The sequence below is a fragment of the Frankia umida genome, assembly GCF_023242945.1.
GTDB classification, from domain to species: Bacteria; Actinomycetota; Actinomycetes; order Frankiales; family Frankiaceae; genus Frankia; species Frankia umida.
In genome coordinates this window covers 80,798-97,104 of the sequence record NZ_JALKFT010000018.1, presented here as the reverse complement: position 1 = coordinate 97,104, position 16,307 = coordinate 80,798, and the positions used below count along the sequence as shown (strand labels likewise).

Genomic DNA, 16,307 nt, shown 5'->3' with positions numbered 1-16,307 from the left:
ATGACCGCCGCCCCGCCGACCCCCGCGTCCGCCGTCGTCGTGGACGAACGACGCGGGACGCGGCGGGACGGCCGGCGCGACGGTGGACGCCACACCGGGGCACGCAGGCGGCCGGACCCGTGGCGCTGGCGTGAGGTGCTGCTCGCCTGGCTGGCCGCCCGGGTCGTCGTCGGCGCGGCCCTGGCCATGACCCGTTTCATCGCCGACCAGGCCCAGGGCGACCAGAACCTCACTCTCCGCACCACGGGCCTGCTCGGCTGGGACGCCGGCTGGTACCGCACGATCGCCGAGTCCGGTTACGGCGGCGCCGGGGCGGAAAGCCGCCGTTTCTTCCCGCTGCTGCCGATGGCGGTGCGGGGTCTGGCGCAGGTGCCGGGCGCGGCCGGGCGTGAGGGCCCGATCCTGCTGGTGATCGTCAACGTGTGCGCGTTGGGCCTGGCGCTGGCGCTGGTGCGCCTGGCCACCGTCGAGGGCCTCGGCGAGGATGCCACCTCCCGTCTGATCTGGTTCACCGCGCTCGCCCCGCCGGCGTTCGTGCTGGTCATGGGCTACGCCGAGGCCGTCGCCGGACTGCTCGCCGTCGCGGTGTTCCTCGGCGCCCGCACCCGCCGCTTCGAACTCGCCGCGCTCGCCGGCCTGCTCGGCGGGCTGTGCCGTCCACTCGGGGTGCTGCTCGTCGTCCCGCTCGCGATCGAGGCCACCCGCGGTTCCCGGCTCGCCGCGCTCCCGCTGCTCCGCCGTCTGGGCGCGCCGCCTCTGTCCACCGCGTCGGTGCCCCGCTCCCCCACGACCACACCCTCGTCCTCGCCCTCGCACCGCACCGCTGCCGCGGCGCTCACCGGCCCGTCGTCGCCGTCCGCGTTCTCGGACCCGTCCACGGCCGCGTCCGCCCTGCCGTCCGCGTCCCCGTCCCCGGTGACGGCCGGCCCGCCCGGCGATCTGTGGCGACCGGATGGACGCCGCCGCGGCGCGGCCCTGGGCTGGCGGGTGGTGGCGGTGTTCGCCCCGCTGGTCGGCGCCGGGATCTACGTGGCCTGGTCGGCGCACACCTACGGGGACGGCCTGGCGCCCTTCACGATGCAGCGGGACGCCGCCCGCCACGGCGCCACCAGCAACCCGCTCTCGGTGCTGTGGCAGGCCGCCACCGGCGCGTTCCACGGTGAACTCGGCACCGCCCTGCACGTCCCGTGGATTCTGCTGGCCGTCGTCGGCCTGATCGTGATGTACCGCCTGCTCCCGGTGTCGTACGCGCTGTGGAGCACCCTGGTGCTCGTCGCCGTCCTCACCGGCAGCAACCTCGACTCCGGCGAGCGCTACCTCTACGGCGCCTTCCCGTTCCTGCTGGTCGCGGCCCTGGTGACCACCCGCCGCGAGATCTTCACCGCGGCCCTGGTCGCCTCCACCGCCGCGATGACCCTCTACGCCACCCTCGCCTTCACCCTCGCCTACGTCCCCTGACCCCACCTCCACGGCCGGCGACGACTGCCCACGTGTGAGCATGTGGGCACGGTACGACATAATGGTGCATCGTGGAGCAGGGCCGTCACGATGGGTTCACCTGGGACTTCTTCGTGTCCTACACCAGCGCCGATGCGGCGTGGGCCACGTGGATCGCCTGGCATCTGGAGGAGAACGACTACACGGTCCTGATCCAGGCCTGGGACTCCACACCCGGCACGAACTGGCGCTACCAGATGGAACAGGGCATGATCCACGCCGCGCGCACGATCGCGGTGCTGTCCCCCGCGTACATGCGGTCCAGGTTCGGCCTGGAGGAGATGCGCAGCGCCTGGGCCGCGGACCCGCAGGGAACGCTGCGCAAGCTCATACCCGTTCGCGTCGAGGAGTTCCGCCCCGTCGGGGTGCTGAGCAGGATCGTCTCCCTCGACCTGTTCGGCCTGTCGGAGCCGGAGGCCCGTGAACGCCTGCGCACCGACATCAGGGCGACGTTGGACGGCCGGGAGAAGCCGCCAGCCTCACCGGACTTCCCCGCTCCGATCGTCGAGGCGCGGGCCGGTCAGGCACCTCCCCCCGGGCCGCGGTCCACGGATCGGCCGCTGCTGGTGGGCCAGCCCCGGCCCATGCCGATGTTCCCCACGGAACTGCCAAAAATCTGGAACGTGCCGGAGCCGACCGCGCGGTTCGTCGACCGCCCGGAGCTCGACCAGCTGACCGAGGCCATGGCCGGTGACCGCCCGCTGGTCGCCCTCACGGGAACCGCCGGGATCGGCAAGACCAGCCTGGCCCTGGAGTACGTCCGCGCGCACCGGGCCGACTTCGACGCGGTCTGGTGGGTCCCCGCCGGCCGCACCGATCAGATCGCCAACCAGGTCAGCGCGGCCGCACCCCTGCTGGGCCTGCCCGCCGAGACCTCGGCGGCCGCGGTCCTCGCCCAGTTGGACGCCGGCCACCGCCGCTGGCTGCTCGTCGTCGACGCCTCCACCAGCCGGGACGCCCTACCCGACTGGTTACCGACCACCTCCGGTGACGGCCGCATCCTCGTCACCTCCCGTGACGACCGCTGGGATGCCCACGGCCAGGTCATCCACGCCGAGGCGCTGGACCGCGCCCACGCCGTGGAGCTGCTCGCCGACCGCCTCCCCGCCATCGACCGGACCGCCGCCGGCGAGATCGCCGACCGCTTCGGCGGTCTCCCCCAGGCGCTGGACCAGGCGGCGCACCTGATGATCAGCGAAAGCCTCCAGGCCCGCCACTACCTCGACGAACTGCGCGCCGACCCGCTGGCCCTGCTCGCCGAAGGCGAAGCCCCGGGACGCCCCGGCATCACCGCCGTCACCCTGTCGGACGCGTCGATCCGCCTCGTCGACGCGAACGCCCCCACCGCCGGCGAACTGCTCCGCCTGGCCGCGCACGCCGACACCGCCACCCCCTTCCCCCTCTGGCTCCTACGCGACCACCCAGACGCCCTCAGCCTGGACGCCCCCAGCCCAGACGCCTCCAGCCCGGACGCACCCTGGTCGGCCGCACCCTGGTCGGCGGCCGCCGAGGGGCTACGCGCGGCGACGGCCAGACCCCGGGTTCTCGCCCGCGCCGTCAGCGACCTCCAAAGCCACGGCCTGGTCCGCTACCAGGGCGACGAGCTGCACCTACCGTCGGTCCTGGGCACCGTCCTACGTGGACGCACCACCCCGGACCACGCCGCCCACCTGAACGCGAGCATCGGCCGCCTCCTGCACGCCGCGCTGCCGGAGAACGTCGTCGGCGACCCGGAGACCTGGCAGGCCTGGCACACGCTGCTCCCCCACGCCCTGGCCGTGCTGGAGAACACCAGCCCCGACCGGGACACCCCCGAAACCGCCTGGCTCGCCGAACACGCCGCCGCCTACCGCCTCGAACGCGGCCAGCCCGCCGAAGCCGAACTGCTCGCGACCCGCGCCACCCAGGCCCGCGAACGCCTCGACGGCCCCGACCACCCCGACACGCTCGCCGCCCGCCACATCTACCTGCGCGCCGCCCTCAACAACGACAACTTCGCCGAGGCCGGCCCCCTGGCCGAACGCAACGCCGACGACCGCGAACGCCTCCTCGGCCCCGACCACCGCGACACCCTGGCCAGCCGCGAAACCCTCGCCCGCGTCTACCAGAAAGCCGGCCACCTCGACAACGCCGAGGCCCTGTTCACCCAGAACCTCGCCGACCGCCAAGCCACCCTCGGCGACCGAGACCCCGACACCCTCGAAAGCCGCCACAACCTCGGCGCCGTGATGGCTCAGGGCGGCCGCCGCCTGGAAGCGACCGAGATCCTGCTCCCCACCCACAGCGCCCAGGTCACCGTTCTCGGCCCCCAGCATCCGCACACCCTCGACACCGCTCACCGGATCGCCGTCACCTACCGCGGCATGGGCGCCACCACCGCCGCCCTCGGCTACGCCGAACCCGTAGCCGAGGCCCGCGAAGAGGTACTCGGCCCCCTGCACCCCGCGACCCTCGACAGCCACCACAGTCTCGGCCTCACCTACCGACAGGCCGGCCGCTACCACGACGCCATCCGCGAACTCGACCAGGCCTTCAACGGACGCGACAAAGCCCTCGGCCCCAACCATGTGCACACCCTCGAAAGCGCCCAGGCACTCGGACGGTCCTATCTCGACAGCGGCCAGCCCGAACGAGCGACCCCCGCCCTCGAACATGCTCTAACCGGCCGCGAAAAAACCCTCGGACCAGATCACCCAACCACCATCCAAAGCTGTAAAAGACTCGCCGACGCTTTCATCGAAAATGGATCACCAGGAAAAGCCACTCCACATCTTCATCGCAGCCTTCTCCACTACGAAAATTTCAATGGCGAAGCCCATCCACGCACCATGCAGGCACGAGAGGACCTCGTATCAAACTATGAAGAGGTTGACCATCTGGACGGAGCTTATCTTCACCTTGAGCGCCATCTGATAATCCAGGAAGGCGCAGCTGAAACTCCTCGCGAGAAAATTCTAACGACTGCGGACCAACTGGCCAGGGTGAGCTATCAGACTGGCCGTTTTCCACGAGCAGTCGAACTCGGCGAACGCGTGCATGCCGAGCGCGTGCGCACCCTCGGGCCCGACCACCCTGATACCCGGACCATCCATGCGCGCATGGAATCCTACCGGCAGGCAAGCCGCTCCGCCGAACCTGCACCTTCCGACCGATCCGTCCTAGTCGATCGTGAGGATGAAGGCTGGGACGAGCCTGGCCTCGGCGACGGCCTCAGCCCTGCGAGGCCCCTCGCCGATTCATCAAGACCCCACAGGACCGAGTCTTCACAACCGACAGAAATCGATCATTCCCGATCCCCTGACACCCCACCTCGCACACCCGAACGACACCACTTCAGCCCCTGACGCAGGGGGTCGAGGTGAGCCGCAACATAAAATTTCTCATTCCGCACCGGAAGACCCGTCACCGCCACTGCGCGGAGAAGCATCTTCGTCCTCAAACACGCGGCCAAGACCTTCCAGCTTAGCCCACAGGCGCGCCCTCGGATCATCTACTTCCTTCGCTCGCCTAGCCGCTTCCTTTTCCTTCGCGATCTGCGTATCAAACTCCGCGTCAGCACGTTCCCGCAGCCGCTCGACCCTTTCCACGCTTCGCCTGTCCAGATCCTCCTGTTCAGACTCGGCTTCGTACTGCGCGGAAAGCTCGTTCACGGCGTCACGCTCGTCGCGGGAGTTCCAGGTGCTGGAGAAGTCGCCGTTCCAGTCGACTGGGCGTAGCGAGGGGCGTTCATACGGGCGTGGGAGGTCCCGGGTCTCGTCGTCGGCCGCCGTCGTGGGTTCGGCGGCCGAACCCGGGTCGCGCTCTGGGTCAGGGTCGGACGGGGCGTGCGGCACGAGGCGTCCTCTCGTCGGATCGTGCTTGCCGTTGGTGCTGCCGGTAATCATCCCACTGCTCCGGGTTCGTCAACCAGGCACGGCCGGAAGCGGTTCCGCGGAACCGTCCGGGTGGGGTGGACGGCGGAGGTTCCGCGGAACCTCCAGGGTGGGACGGCCGGGGCCGCGGGGTGGATCGGCGGATATCTGGTTGGAAACGGGCCAGCATCCCTTGCGGCAGGTAGCGGGACGGTTAACGTGGTGGGACCGCACGGTGGTCGGCGGCGTCGCCGTACCGTCGGGCGCCTGCCGTGGTTCGCCGTCGTCCCGCCGTCCGCTCGTCGTACAAGGTCAGGTCGCGTTGGCTGGAGTCGAGCTCGAGTACCAGAAGCTGTACATGCCGCCGGGCACGGACCGCCGGGCCGCGGTGCAGATCCTCACGATGCACGCCGAGTTCGGGGACTGGGAGCTCGACCGACTCCGGCTGTTCCCGGACGGTTCCCGCCGAGCCGTCCTACGTCGCCGCCGACGTCCCGGTGGGCTGCCCGGTTACCTTCCCACCTAGGCGTTTCCTCGTGGATCCGCGGACGGGCGCCGACCAGGGTCCGAAGTGTGGCCGCTGGGCACCCCGCACTCGCCGGCGATCGACGGTCGATACGTCAGGCCGAGGCCGGATGCCGAGGGTTATGCGGCCGCATGCCGAGGGCTACTTGGAAAATCGGTACCGGAATCCTCGAACAACCCTCGGCGTCTCATGATCACAACCCTGAACGGGGCGGGAGCGGAGCGGAGCGGGACGGGAGCGGGGCGGGACGGGAGCGGGGCGGGAGCGGGGCGGGACGTGGGTCAGTGGGGGGTGCGGAGCGGGGTGGGGTCGCCGTCGATCTCGTGGCGGACCTGGGCGGGTGTGCGGATCTCGACGGCGTCGGGGGGGACGCCCCGGGAGAGCAGGTGGCGCCCGGACAAGGCGATCGCCGTCAGGTCGACGCTCCTCGTCGAGGGGTCGTGACCGTTGCGGGGCGCGGCGGTGTCGAGGGACCAGACATCGATGCGGAACCACATGCGGTGGCGGTGCGGGTCGCCGTCCGCGCGGACCTGGAGGAAGCGGCGTTGTAGCACGCGGCGGGCGACCTCCGTCGCGTTGGACGCGGCGGTGTCGGGCTCGAAGCCGCCGGAGGGTTCGGTCCAGTCGGCGTTCCAACGGGTGCCGTCCGCGCTGACCTGGACCAGATAGGCGTAGGTGCGGTTGGGGACGGCCCAGCGGTCCCCGGTCGGCCGGGCCAGGCCGAGGGCCGCCAGTGCGTCGTCCGTCACATATCCATGATGTCACAACGAGCCGACTATCCATCCACAGGCAGTGATGTTCCCGTGGTCGCCGTGTCCGACGGCGGGACCGTCCGCAGGCGCGGAGGAAACCGTCAGCGGACGTGGAGGAAACCGTCAGCAGGCGTGGAGGAAGCGGTCGAGGACGCGGACGCCGAAACGCAGCGATTCGAGCGGGACACGCTCGTCCACGCCGTGGAACATGCCGGAGAAGTCCAGGTCAGCGGGCAGAAGCAGCGGGGAGAAGCCGAAGCAGCGGATGCCCAGGCGGGAGAAGGACTTCGCGTCGGTGCCGCCGGAGAGCATGTAGGGGACGGGGCGGGCGATCGGGTCCTCGGCGCGCAGGGCACCGGCCATCGCGTCGACGAGCGGGCCGTCGAAGCTGGTCTCGACGGCGTCGTCGAGGACGACCCACTCCCGGCGGATGTCGGGGCCGAGGATCTCGTCGAGCTGGCGCAGGAACTCGTCGCGCTGGCCGGGCAGGTAGCGGCCGTCCACGTAGGCGACGGCCTCGCCGGGGATGACGTTGACCTTCTCCCCCGCGGCGAGCTGGGTGGGGTTGACGGTGTTGCGCAGCGTCGCGCCGATCATGCGGGCGACCGGGCCGAGCTTGGCGACGGTGGCGTCCAGATCGTCAAGGTCGAACTGCATGCCGATCGCGTCGCCGAGTTCACCGAGGAACCGGCGCACCGTGTCGGTGAGCACGAGGGGGAACTCGTGGCGGCCCAGGCGCGCCACCGCATCGCACAACGCCGTGACCGCGTTGTCGTCGCTGATCATCGAGCCGTGCCCGGCGCGGCCGGTGGCGGTGAGCTTCATCCACGCCAGGCCCTTCTCCGCCGTCTCGATCAGGTAGAGCCGCAGGTCGTCGGAGACGGTGTAGGAGAAGCCGCCGACCTCGCCGATCGCCTCGGTGCAGTCGGCGACATGCTGCGGATGGTTGTCGACGAGCCACCGGGCCCCCAGCACACCGCCGGCCTCCTCGTCCGCCAGGAACGCCACCACCAGGTCCCGGGACGGCTTACGCCCGCTGCGCACCAGGTCACGGACGGTGGCCAGGGTCATCGCGACCATGTCGAGCATGTCGACGGCGCCGCGCCCCCACAGGCAGCCGTCAAGCTCCTCACCGGAGAACGGCCCGACCCGCCACTGGCTGGCATCGGCGGGCACCACATCCAGATGGGAGTGGATAAGCAGCGGCGGCCGGCTCGAATCCGCCCCCTCGATCCGCGCGATCACACTGGTACGCCCCGGCTCGGACTCGAGGATCGTCGGTTCGATCCCCACCTCGGCGAGCCTGCTCGCCACGTACTCCGCGGCCGGCCGCTCCCGCCCGTTACCGTCACCCCAGTTCACCGACTCGAACCGCAGCAGCTCCGAGCACAGCTCGACCACCTCGGCCTCGGCGTTCGGCGCCGTCACCGCCAACCGCAGCCCGCCCGGCCCCGCGGACACCGACTGTGCGGACACCGGCTGTGCGGACAGCGACTGTGCGGACGAGGTGGACGACGGCGGCGGTGTGGTCGACATACCTCCAGTCTGCTCCGCTCCGACCCACCGCACCGACCACGCCGCGCCTGCGGCAACACTTCAGCAGCTCGCCCGTAACATCCCTTGGCGTTCCTTATGTCCCGCTCCACCTGTCCCGTTCCACCGCGCCGATGGTCACCCGGCCTCTCGTCGACGATCCTCCCGCTCCCGCCCCGCGATCACCCCACCTCGTGGCGTGGAACGACTGGTGCGGATGCCTGCCCTGAGCTGCGGGTATGCCGTCCTCGACGGAGGGAGCCCGACGTGACGACCTACCCGTGCCCACGCACCGACCTCGACTGCGCCGCCGCCTTCACCAGCCCCGGCGACCTCGACTGGCACTTCCGGATGGCCCACGGCTACCGCCGCCTCTACCGCATCTGGACGAGCCTGCGCCCACCCCAGCCGATCGGCCCGCCCCCCGAACGCCACGTCCCCGACGGCCTGGTCGAAGGCCCCGGCACCCGCACCCTCGCCGAACGCCACGCCGACCAGGCCACCGAGGGTTCAGCACCGGATGCGGGCGTGTTCGCTGGTCTGCGCCCGTCGGCCACCCACGGCGCGACAGCCGCCCACCGTCGGAAGTCGAAGCGTCACGCCCGCTCGTCCCACTGACCCGACCGCTCGTCCCGCTGGCCCGCCAGGCCATCCCGCATTGGATCATGGATTTCAGGTAGTCCTATATATACCAAATGCGAGGTTTCTGGGCTGCAGTGGCGGGGTTTCGGGCCGCTTGGCACCCCCGGATAGTGGCCGAGATCGGGCGAGATCATGACATGCCGAGGGGTGTTCAAGGATGAGGGCCCCCGAAAACCGAACAGCCCTCGGCATGGCACCGAATAGCCCTCGGCATCCACCCCCGACCCGGCGAATCGGCCGCCAACAGCTACCGAGCCGGCGAATCGGCCAGCCAACAGCCCCCGGGCCAGCGAACCGGTTACCAACAGACGCCGACGACGACGGAAGGTAGCGGATGGGGTCGTGTGGATCTGGGATGTCCGCAGAGGCCGAGAGAGCGTTCGGATGGTGTTCGCCGCGCAGAGGCGGGCGGCGTTGTGGCCGCATGGGCCGTCTTTGGCGTCGGGAGAGGTGGGCGGGTCGCGTGGCGAGTGGTAGCGGCCTGACTCGCCACGAAATCTGCCGATCTGGACCGATCGGCGCCGGCCAATCCAGTAGCCAGTGCATCACCCGACGCTTGGGCAAGTGCCCGAGATCATGCGCTTCGAGTGAGACGGCCATCCGCATCCGTAGAACTAAAGAGGCGAATCGTCAGAATATAGTCACGGATTACGTAGGGATGGTGACGCTCATCTAGGCGCAGGCCGGATCACTACCGTCTGGCGGGTCGGGCCGTCAGGATGTACGGAATCCGTCCGTGCGGCCGGCCGTCAGCTTCGGCCATGCTCCGCGGTTCACGACCGACCACCGCGTCCCGACGACCGGGTCATCCGACCGTGATCCCACGGCCGGGGGCCACGGCGGCGGCCGCGGACCGCGACCCGAAGGGTGGGCACACGAGATGTCTGCACTCTCCGCATCGTCCGCACAGCCGGAGGTACTGGTCAGCCGGGAGGGCGTCGGCGGCGCCCTCGGCCGGCTCACCCTCAACCGGCCCCGGGCCATCAACGCGCTGACGTCCACCATGGTGGAGGCGCTGGACGAGGCGCTCGCCGACTGGGCGAACGATCCGGGCGTCGCCGTCGTCCTGCTCGACGGGGCCGGGGAGCGGGGGCTGTGCGCGGGCGGTGACATGCGGGCCGTGCGTGACGCCATCGTCGCCGGTCGGCCGGAGGACGCGCTGGCGTTCTGGTCGTCGGAGTACCGGCTCAACGCCCGCATCCGCCGTTTCCCCAAGCCCTACATCGCGATCATGGACGGGATCGTGATGGGCGGCGGACTCGGCCTGTCCGCCCACGGAGACGTGCGGATCGTCACGGAGCGTTCGCTGCTCGCGATGCCGGAGGTCACCCTCGGGTTCGTGCCGGACGTCGGCGGCACCTGGCTGCTCTCGCACGCCCCCGGTCAGCTCGGCACCCACCTCGCCCTCACCGGACGCCACATCGGCCCCGCCGACGCGATCACCGCGGGCCTGGCCGACCACTACCTGCCGTCCGCGCGGATCCCCGCGCTGCTCGAGGTGCTGCGCACCGCCGCGGACCCGGCCGAGGCCATCGCCGCCTACGACTTCTCCGCGCACACCCCGCCGCCGGGTGAACTCGCCGCGCAGCGGGAGTGGATCGACGACCTCTACCGCGGCGACAACCTGACCCGCATCCTCAGCCTGCTCACCCACAGTGTGAAGCCCGCCGCCCGGGACGCCGGCGCCGAGATCGCCACCAAGTCCCCCACCGCGCTGGCCGTCACCCTGCGTGCCCTGCGCGCGGCGACGACGATGGACTGCCTCGAGGAAGCGCTCGACCAGGAGTACCGCATCGCCAACGCCGCGCTGTCCACCCCGGACCTGGTCGAAGGCATCCGCGCCGCCCTCGTCGACAAGGACCGCACCCCCCGCTGGTCCCCGTCCCGCCTGGCGGACGTCACCGACGCCGAGGTCGACCGTTTCTTCGCCCCGGCCCCCACCGACCTGGGCCTGGGCCTGGCCGCCGCCCTCGGCGAGGTCCACGACCTCTAACCCGCCGTCCACGACTGCGGCGTTAGGGACAACGCCGCAGTCACAGGCCGTCATCACGGGACATCATCACGGGCCATCGTCACCGCTGGCGGCCCGGCGGAGCGGGTGGGCCCTTCTGCGGGGACGAAACGGATCTAGGGCTGGATCGGGCGGAGGCCGTCGGCGAGGGCGAGGATCTCCGCGGGACCACGGCCGCGAATCCAGATCCGGGTGCCCGCGCGGGTGAGGTGCAGGTCGACCTGGTCCGGGTCGGCGGCTGGTGACCAGCGGTGGGCCGGCGTCCCGTCGGCCAGCGTGATCGGGTCCCAGCCGGTGGTGTCGGGCATGCCGGCCCCGCGGGACTGCTCGAACCACACCGTCCGGCCGGCAGGACGCCCCCCGGACGGATGCGCCACCACCACCGGCCCGGCACCCTCGCGCAGGACGCCGGCGAAGGACTCGTCCTGCGGTGCGAGCAGCGTGAAGTCGACCTGGGCGGCGAGCCGGGCGAGCGGGACGGCCCGGCGGAACGGTTCCTTCACGTCCCGCGGGATGCCGACGGCGTCCAGGTCGAAGGGCTCCGGGCCCGTCGTCCCTGCCTCGTCCACGGTGGTCGGGTTGGACGGGTCGTCGACGCGCAGGTCGTGCAGTTCCCAGCGTTCGACCTCGCCGCCGTCCCAGTGAGCGACCAGTTCGACGAGGATGCCGGTCGCGTCGTCCACGGCCAGGTCGAAGGTGTCGCCGGGAGGCAGGCCGTGGAACTGGCGCAGCATGCCCAGCGGGCCGCCGCGGGCCGTGCCCCGCAGGCGGATGATGTCACGGCCCTGCCGCACCGACCGCTCGAGTGCGCTCAGCCGCAGATGGGACAACAGCAGCCAGGGACGCAGCGGGCCGATCTCCGGCACGAACAGGGTCAGCACCGAGCTTGCCCGTTCCGCCGGCCGCGAGCCGGTGACCTGCCCATCGGCACCACGCCGACGCCACTGCTCCCCCCGCACGACCGTCACCTCGCCCACCTCACCCACCTCACCGTCGGTGGCATCGGTATCGGCGGTACCGGTATCGGCGGTACCGCCAGGGGTGCTCGCGGCGGCATCCGCGCGGTGCCAGTCGATGCGCAGGGCATCCCCGGCGGCAAGCAGGGTTCCCCATCGATCATGGACGGCATCGGCCCCGGCATTGGCCCCGGCGCCGCGGTACGGGGCCCCGGGCGGCTTGACCAGCGCGGGAAAGCCACGAGCGGCCTGCTCCGCGTTCCGGGCCGCCGTCGCACGAACATGATCCGTGCGGCGGTGGATGCGGGCGTGCACGCCGCCCCAGCGGCGGTCACTGGTGGACAGTGCCTCGAGCGCATCGCCAAGCAGGCCCATACCATCATGGTCACACAGACCGGACGCACGGTGACCCGAACCGTCCGCCCAGTGTTCCGCGGAACCGGCCGCACCACGACCACCGGCCGCCCGACCCCGCCATCCGCCCACGATCACACCTATGGCCACGGTCCGTGACGCCGCCGCCGAGGGTTGCGGGTGTGCGGGATGCACGCGGGTCGCCGTGGGGGCATTCGTGTCCGATATGCCCCCCACGACGACCCGCGTAGGCGGATCTTGCCCTGGGGGCGGCCGCGGGGTGTGGCGGAGCGTGGTGGGGGTGGGGTCCGTGTGGGGTGGGATGCTTTTGGATGCGGAGGGTGATCGGGGGGGTGGACGGGCGGGGGGTGGTTAGTGCTGCAACGGCACTTGTGCTGGTTGTGGGTACTAGTCGAGGCCGGACTCGCGTGCCCAGGCGAGCAGTTGCGGGGCGAGCAGCGGCCAGCGGACGAACAGGCCGCCCGCCGCCTCGGCGGACGACCGCCGGTCGTTCCATTCGGTGTCCGGCCACGGCGGCTCGACCAGGCGCGCCCGCGGCAGGGTCGCGGCGACCCGTTCGGTGGTCTCCCGCCGGTGGTGGGGGTCGCTGGCGCCGCTGCGAAACACCAGGGTGGGGAGGTCGAGCGCGCGGGCGTCGGCGTCGGGTAGGCCGGGGACGGCCTCGTCGGCCCGGGGGCAGTACACCGCCAGCCAGCGTTCCATCGTGGCGAGGAACTCGTCCCGGTCCTGGTCGAGGATCCGCGCCCGGTTGCCGGGGTTGCGTTCCAGGGACTGCGCCCACTCGGGCAGCGCGGCGACCCCGGCCATCCCAGCGTCCCAGGCCGCCTCGAACGATCCGCCGCAGTAGTGCACGCCGATACTCAGCAGGCCGTGCACCCCGCCGCTGATCCACCACAGGGCGAGACCGGCGGCGACCTTGGGATGGCGGGCGGCGGTCAGCAGCGACACCCGGGAGCCCCCCGAACCACCGATGATCACCGCGGGGGCCAGGTCGAGCTGGGTGAGCAGGCCGGCCAGCGCGTCGGCCTGCATCGCCGACTCCGACTCCCCGGTGAAGCAGACGTCCGACGCGCCGGTGTTCGGCCGGTCCCAGAGGAGCACCTGGTTGCCGGCGGCCGCAAGCTCCTCGGCGAGCTGGCGGACACCGGGGGTGTCCTTGCTGAAGCGGCCACCCGGAGTGATCACCCAGGGCCGACCCGAGCCGATGATCTCATAAGAGATCGATAGACCGTTCACCGTTGCCACGGCCACAGCGCACCACCCTTACCTGACGTTTCGGGACCGCCTCGTCAGCGGTTCATGGGAAAACCGAGGTCGATCGCCTCGGGGGTGGGATCGGGCCAGCGGGAGGTGACCACCTGGGGCCGGGTGTAGAAGCGGATACCTTCCGGGCCGTAGATGGGCGAGTCACCGAACAGGGACGCCTTCCAGCCGCCGAACGAATGCCAGGCGACGGGCACCGGGATCGCCACGTTGATGCCGACCATGCCCACCTGGATGTCGCGTTGGAACTGGCGGGCCGCGCCGCCGTCCCGGGTGAACAGGGCGACGCCGTTGCCGTACGGGTTCGCGTTGACGAGCGCCACGGCCTCGTCGTAGGTGTCCACCCGCACGACGGCGAGAACCGGCCCGAAGATCTCGTCGTCGTAGACCCGCATGCCCGGGCGGACCCGGTCGACGAGCGAGCAGCCGAGGAAGAAACCGCCCGCGTCCCCACCGCCGGGCGCCACGACGGCGGGTGCCACGACGGCGGCCGGCGGCCGGGAACCGTCAACCACCACGGTGGCTCCCTCGCCCGCGGCGCCCGCCACGTAGGACCGCACCCGGTCGCGGTGTTCCGCGGTGATGAGCGGCCCCATCATCGACGTCTGCTGGTCGCCCGGCCCGATGACGACGTCCGGGATCCGGGCGGCGATCGCGTCGACCAGCGGGTCGGCGACGGACCCGACCGCCACCACCACCGAGATCGCCATGCACCGCTCCCCCGCCGAGCCGTAGCCGGCGTTGATCGCGGCGTTGGCGGCGGCGCCGAGGTCCGCGTCCGGCAGGACCACCATGTGGTTCTTCGCGCCGCCGAGGGCCTGCACCCGCTTGCCCGCGCGGGTGCCGGTCTCGTAGATGTGGCGGGCGACCGGGGTGCTGCCCACAAACGACACGGCGGCCACGTCGGGGTGCTCCACCAGGCCCGTCACCGCCGACGCATCGCCCTGGAGCACGTTGACCACACCCTCGGGGAAGCCCGCGCGCGCGACCAGCTCGGCGAGCAGCAGCGACGCCGAGGGGTCCTTCTCCGACGGTTTGAGGATGAAGGTGTTGCCGCAGGCGACGGCGTTGGCCAGCATCCACAGCGGGACCATGACGGGAAAGTTGAACGGGGTGATCCCCGCCACCACGCCGAGGGGCCGGGCCACCGTGTGCACGTCGATCCCACGGGACGCCTCGGCGCTGTACTCCCCGCGCAGCAGGGTCGGGATGGCGCAGGCGAACTCCACGCACTCCAGGCCCCGGGCCACCTCGCCCAGCGCGTCGGAGCGGACCTTGCCGTGCTCGCGGGTGATGAGCGCGGCCAGCTCCGACTGGTGGCCGCTGACCAGTTCCCGCAGCCGGAACATCAGTCCGGCCCGCCGCGCGAGCGACGTCCGCGACCAGTCGGTGGCGGCGGCGGACGCGACGCGGACCGCGTCGGCCACCTCCGCCTCGGTCGCCAGCGTCACCTCGGCGGTGCGCCGCCCCGTGGCCGGGTTGTACACGGGGCTGACGCGGCCGCCGCCGGTGACCGGTTTCCCACCGATCCAGTGTCCGATTGTCTCCATGCCGTCCTGTCGGTCAGAGGTCGTGTGGCCGGCGCCGCGCGGGACGGTCAGAGCCGGTAGAGGGCCTTCCCGTTACCACCCATGATCTTGTTACGGGTGGTTTCGGGAAGCGTGGCCATCTTGTCGGCGACGGACCGCAACGGGTCCGGGTAGAGGCAGGTCGGGTGCGGGAAGTCCGTCTCGAACAGGATGTTGTCCTCGCCGACGGACTCGATCAGGTCGGCCAGCCTGTTGCCGCCCCGTTCGAACCAGAAGGTGGCGTAGATGTTGGTGCGGAAGTACTCCGACGGCCTGCGCTTGAGCTTCGCGAGATCCGCCTGGGCGTTCTCCGCCATCTCGTAGTCGAGGGTCTCCAGGATGAACGGGATCCAGCCCACCCCGCTCTCGACGGAGACGGTACGAAGCTCCGGGTGCCGGTCGAAGATGCCCGCGAGGATCAGGTTCGTGACCACCCGGGCGTTGCCGATGAACAGCAGGCCGCCGCCGATCGCGAGCTTGGTGCTCTCCGTCTGCGACGCCCACGGGTACTTCCCGTAGAACGTCATCGCGGTGACGCTGGCGCCGATGTGGAAGTGCACCGGCAGCCGGTGCTCGGCGCACGCCGCCCAGAAGGGGTCCCACTCGCGGCTGGCGAGGTCCGGGGCACCGAGATCCTGCGGGTCGGAGGTCATGTTGACGCCGCGCGCGCCGAGCTCGGCCACCCGGGCGACCTCCCGCACGCAGGACCTGATGTCCCACGCCGGCATGAGCGGCAGCGGCAGCAGCCGGTTGCCGGACTCCCGTTGGATGTCGGCCATCCCGTCGTTGTAGACCTCGACGGCGAGGCGGGCCAGGGACTGGTCCGCGGTGGCGAGGTCCTGGCCGCCCAGCCCGATCGTGGACGGGAAGATGACCTGGGCGTCGATGCCGGCCTCGTCCAGAACCCTGAGCCGCTCGACGGGGTCGTGGGCGCCGACGTGGACGTCGTCGACGGTCCATTCGTGCAGCACCGTGGCCGACGCCGACTTCTGGCCGTCACGGCCGATCACCGCCCCGGCGATGAAGGCGCCCATCGGCTTCCCGTCGAAGATCCACTGACGGACGCCGTCCACCTCCACGACCCTCGGCAGACGGTCCCGGTAGGCCTCCGGGGCACGGCTGCTGAACAGATCAGCGGGCTCGGACCAGTGGGAGTCGGCATCCAGCACGTAGGGCGCGACAGGTGTTGGGCACATGCCCAAAAGGTGACGCAGGACTGTGACGCACGCAACCCCCAACTGTCTCTCGCCGGTCGAAGATGCGGACGATCGCCGGTTCTGTCGCACACCAGGCCGGCCAGATGCCACCACGGCCGTCGGCCATGCGGCAGGCG

Annotated in this window: 12 protein-coding genes; 5 read left to right on the top strand and 7 right to left on the bottom strand. The window is 71.2% G+C overall.

The features are described 5' to 3' along the window. A complete protein-coding gene (locus tag MXD59_RS17640; protein ID WP_248825787.1) occupies nt 1–1,458 on the top strand; it encodes a putative hexosyltransferase in 1,458 nt (485 codons plus the stop codon). A gap of 71 nt (nt 1,459–1,529) precedes the next feature. After that, entirely contained in the window at nt 1,530–4,841 is a 3,312-nt protein-coding gene (locus MXD59_RS17635) for a tetratricopeptide repeat protein (protein ID WP_248825786.1), read from the top strand. A 36-nt stretch (nt 4,842–4,877) separates the two neighbouring features. On the opposite strand, the gene MXD59_RS17630 is transcribed toward MXD59_RS17635, so the two are convergent. Beyond that, nucleotides 4,878–5,381 carry a hypothetical protein gene (locus MXD59_RS17630; RefSeq protein WP_248825785.1) on the bottom strand — a complete coding sequence of 168 codons (504 nt, stop codon included), beginning with the start codon at nt 5,379–5,381 and terminating at the stop codon, nt 4,878–4,880. 289 nt (nt 5,382–5,670) lie between these two features. On the opposite strand from MXD59_RS17630, the gene MXD59_RS17625 reads away from it, so the two are divergent. Beyond that, nucleotides 5,671–5,874 (top strand): DUF5703 family protein, encoded by a 204-nt coding sequence (locus MXD59_RS17625; protein ID WP_248815936.1) that lies wholly within the window; start codon nt 5,671–5,673, stop codon nt 5,872–5,874. A 281-nt stretch (nt 5,875–6,155) separates the two neighbouring features. Here the strand turns inward: MXD59_RS17625 and MXD59_RS17620 are convergent, their stop codons facing one another. Beyond that, on the bottom strand, nt 6,156–6,623 hold the full coding sequence (locus tag MXD59_RS17620; protein WP_248825784.1) for a hypothetical protein: 468 nt from the start codon (nt 6,621–6,623) through the stop codon (nt 6,156–6,158). Between the two features lie 126 nt (nt 6,624–6,749). Then, nucleotides 6,750–8,162 (bottom strand): M20/M25/M40 family metallo-hydrolase, encoded by a 1,413-nt coding sequence (locus MXD59_RS17615; RefSeq protein WP_283097069.1) that lies wholly within the window; start codon nt 8,160–8,162, stop codon nt 6,750–6,752. Nucleotides 8,163–8,426: 264 nt separating this feature from the next. On the opposite strand from MXD59_RS17615, the gene MXD59_RS17610 reads away from it, so the two are divergent. Next, nucleotides 8,427–8,777 carry a hypothetical protein gene (locus MXD59_RS17610; protein WP_248825783.1) on the top strand — a complete coding sequence of 117 codons (351 nt, stop codon included), beginning with the start codon at nt 8,427–8,429 and terminating at the stop codon, nt 8,775–8,777. 904 nt (nt 8,778–9,681) lie between these two features. Further along, entirely contained in the window at nt 9,682–10,794 is a 1,113-nt protein-coding gene (locus MXD59_RS17605) for an enoyl-CoA hydratase/isomerase family protein (protein WP_248825782.1), read from the top strand. A gap of 134 nt (nt 10,795–10,928) precedes the next feature. Here the strand turns inward: MXD59_RS17605 and MXD59_RS17600 are convergent, their stop codons facing one another. The 4 genes from MXD59_RS17600 to MXD59_RS17585 form a co-directional block, all read right to left on the bottom strand. Continuing rightward, nucleotides 10,929–12,143: a hypothetical protein gene (locus MXD59_RS17600; RefSeq protein WP_248825781.1), complete on the bottom strand. Its 1,215-nt coding sequence runs from the start codon at nt 12,141–12,143 to the stop codon at nt 10,929–10,931. Between the two features lie 387 nt (nt 12,144–12,530). Beyond that, the gene (locus MXD59_RS17595; RefSeq protein ID WP_248825780.1) at nt 12,531–13,394 is read right to left on the bottom strand and encodes an alpha/beta fold hydrolase; all 864 of its coding nucleotides are present in this window, start codon (nt 13,392–13,394) and stop codon (nt 12,531–12,533) included. 38 nt (nt 13,395–13,432) lie between these two features. Beyond that, nucleotides 13,433–14,956 (bottom strand): CoA-acylating methylmalonate-semialdehyde dehydrogenase, encoded by a 1,524-nt coding sequence (locus tag MXD59_RS17590; RefSeq protein ID WP_248825779.1) that lies wholly within the window; start codon nt 14,954–14,956, stop codon nt 13,433–13,435. A gap of 47 nt (nt 14,957–15,003) precedes the next feature. Continuing rightward, on the bottom strand, nt 15,004–16,170 hold the full coding sequence (locus MXD59_RS17585; RefSeq protein WP_248825778.1) for an amidohydrolase family protein: 1,167 nt from the start codon (nt 16,168–16,170) through the stop codon (nt 15,004–15,006). Nucleotides 16,171–16,307 lie beyond the last annotated feature (137 nt).

Excerpts from the sequence above, each read along its gene's own strand:
- MXD59_RS17640 (WP_248825787.1), top strand. The coding sequence starts at position 1 with ATGACCGCCGCCCCGCCGACCCCCGCGTCCGCCGTCGTCGTGGACGAA.
- MXD59_RS17630 (WP_248825785.1), bottom strand. The coding sequence starts at position 5,381 with ATGATTACCGGCAGCACCAACGGCAAGCACGATCCGACGAGAGGACGC.
- MXD59_RS17615 (WP_283097069.1), bottom strand. The coding sequence starts at position 8,162 with ATGTCGACCACACCGCCGCCGTCGTCCACCTCGTCCGCACAGTCGCTG.
- MXD59_RS17605 (WP_248825782.1), top strand. The coding sequence starts at position 9,682 with ATGTCTGCACTCTCCGCATCGTCCGCACAGCCGGAGGTACTGGTCAGC.
- MXD59_RS17600 (WP_248825781.1), bottom strand. The coding sequence starts at position 12,143 with ATGGGCCTGCTTGGCGATGCGCTCGAGGCACTGTCCACCAGTGACCGC.
- MXD59_RS17590 (WP_248825779.1), bottom strand. The coding sequence starts at position 14,956 with ATGGAGACAATCGGACACTGGATCGGTGGGAAACCGGTCACCGGCGGC.
- MXD59_RS17585 (WP_248825778.1), bottom strand. The coding sequence starts at position 16,170 with ATGTGCCCAACACCTGTCGCGCCCTACGTGCTGGATGCCGACTCCCAC.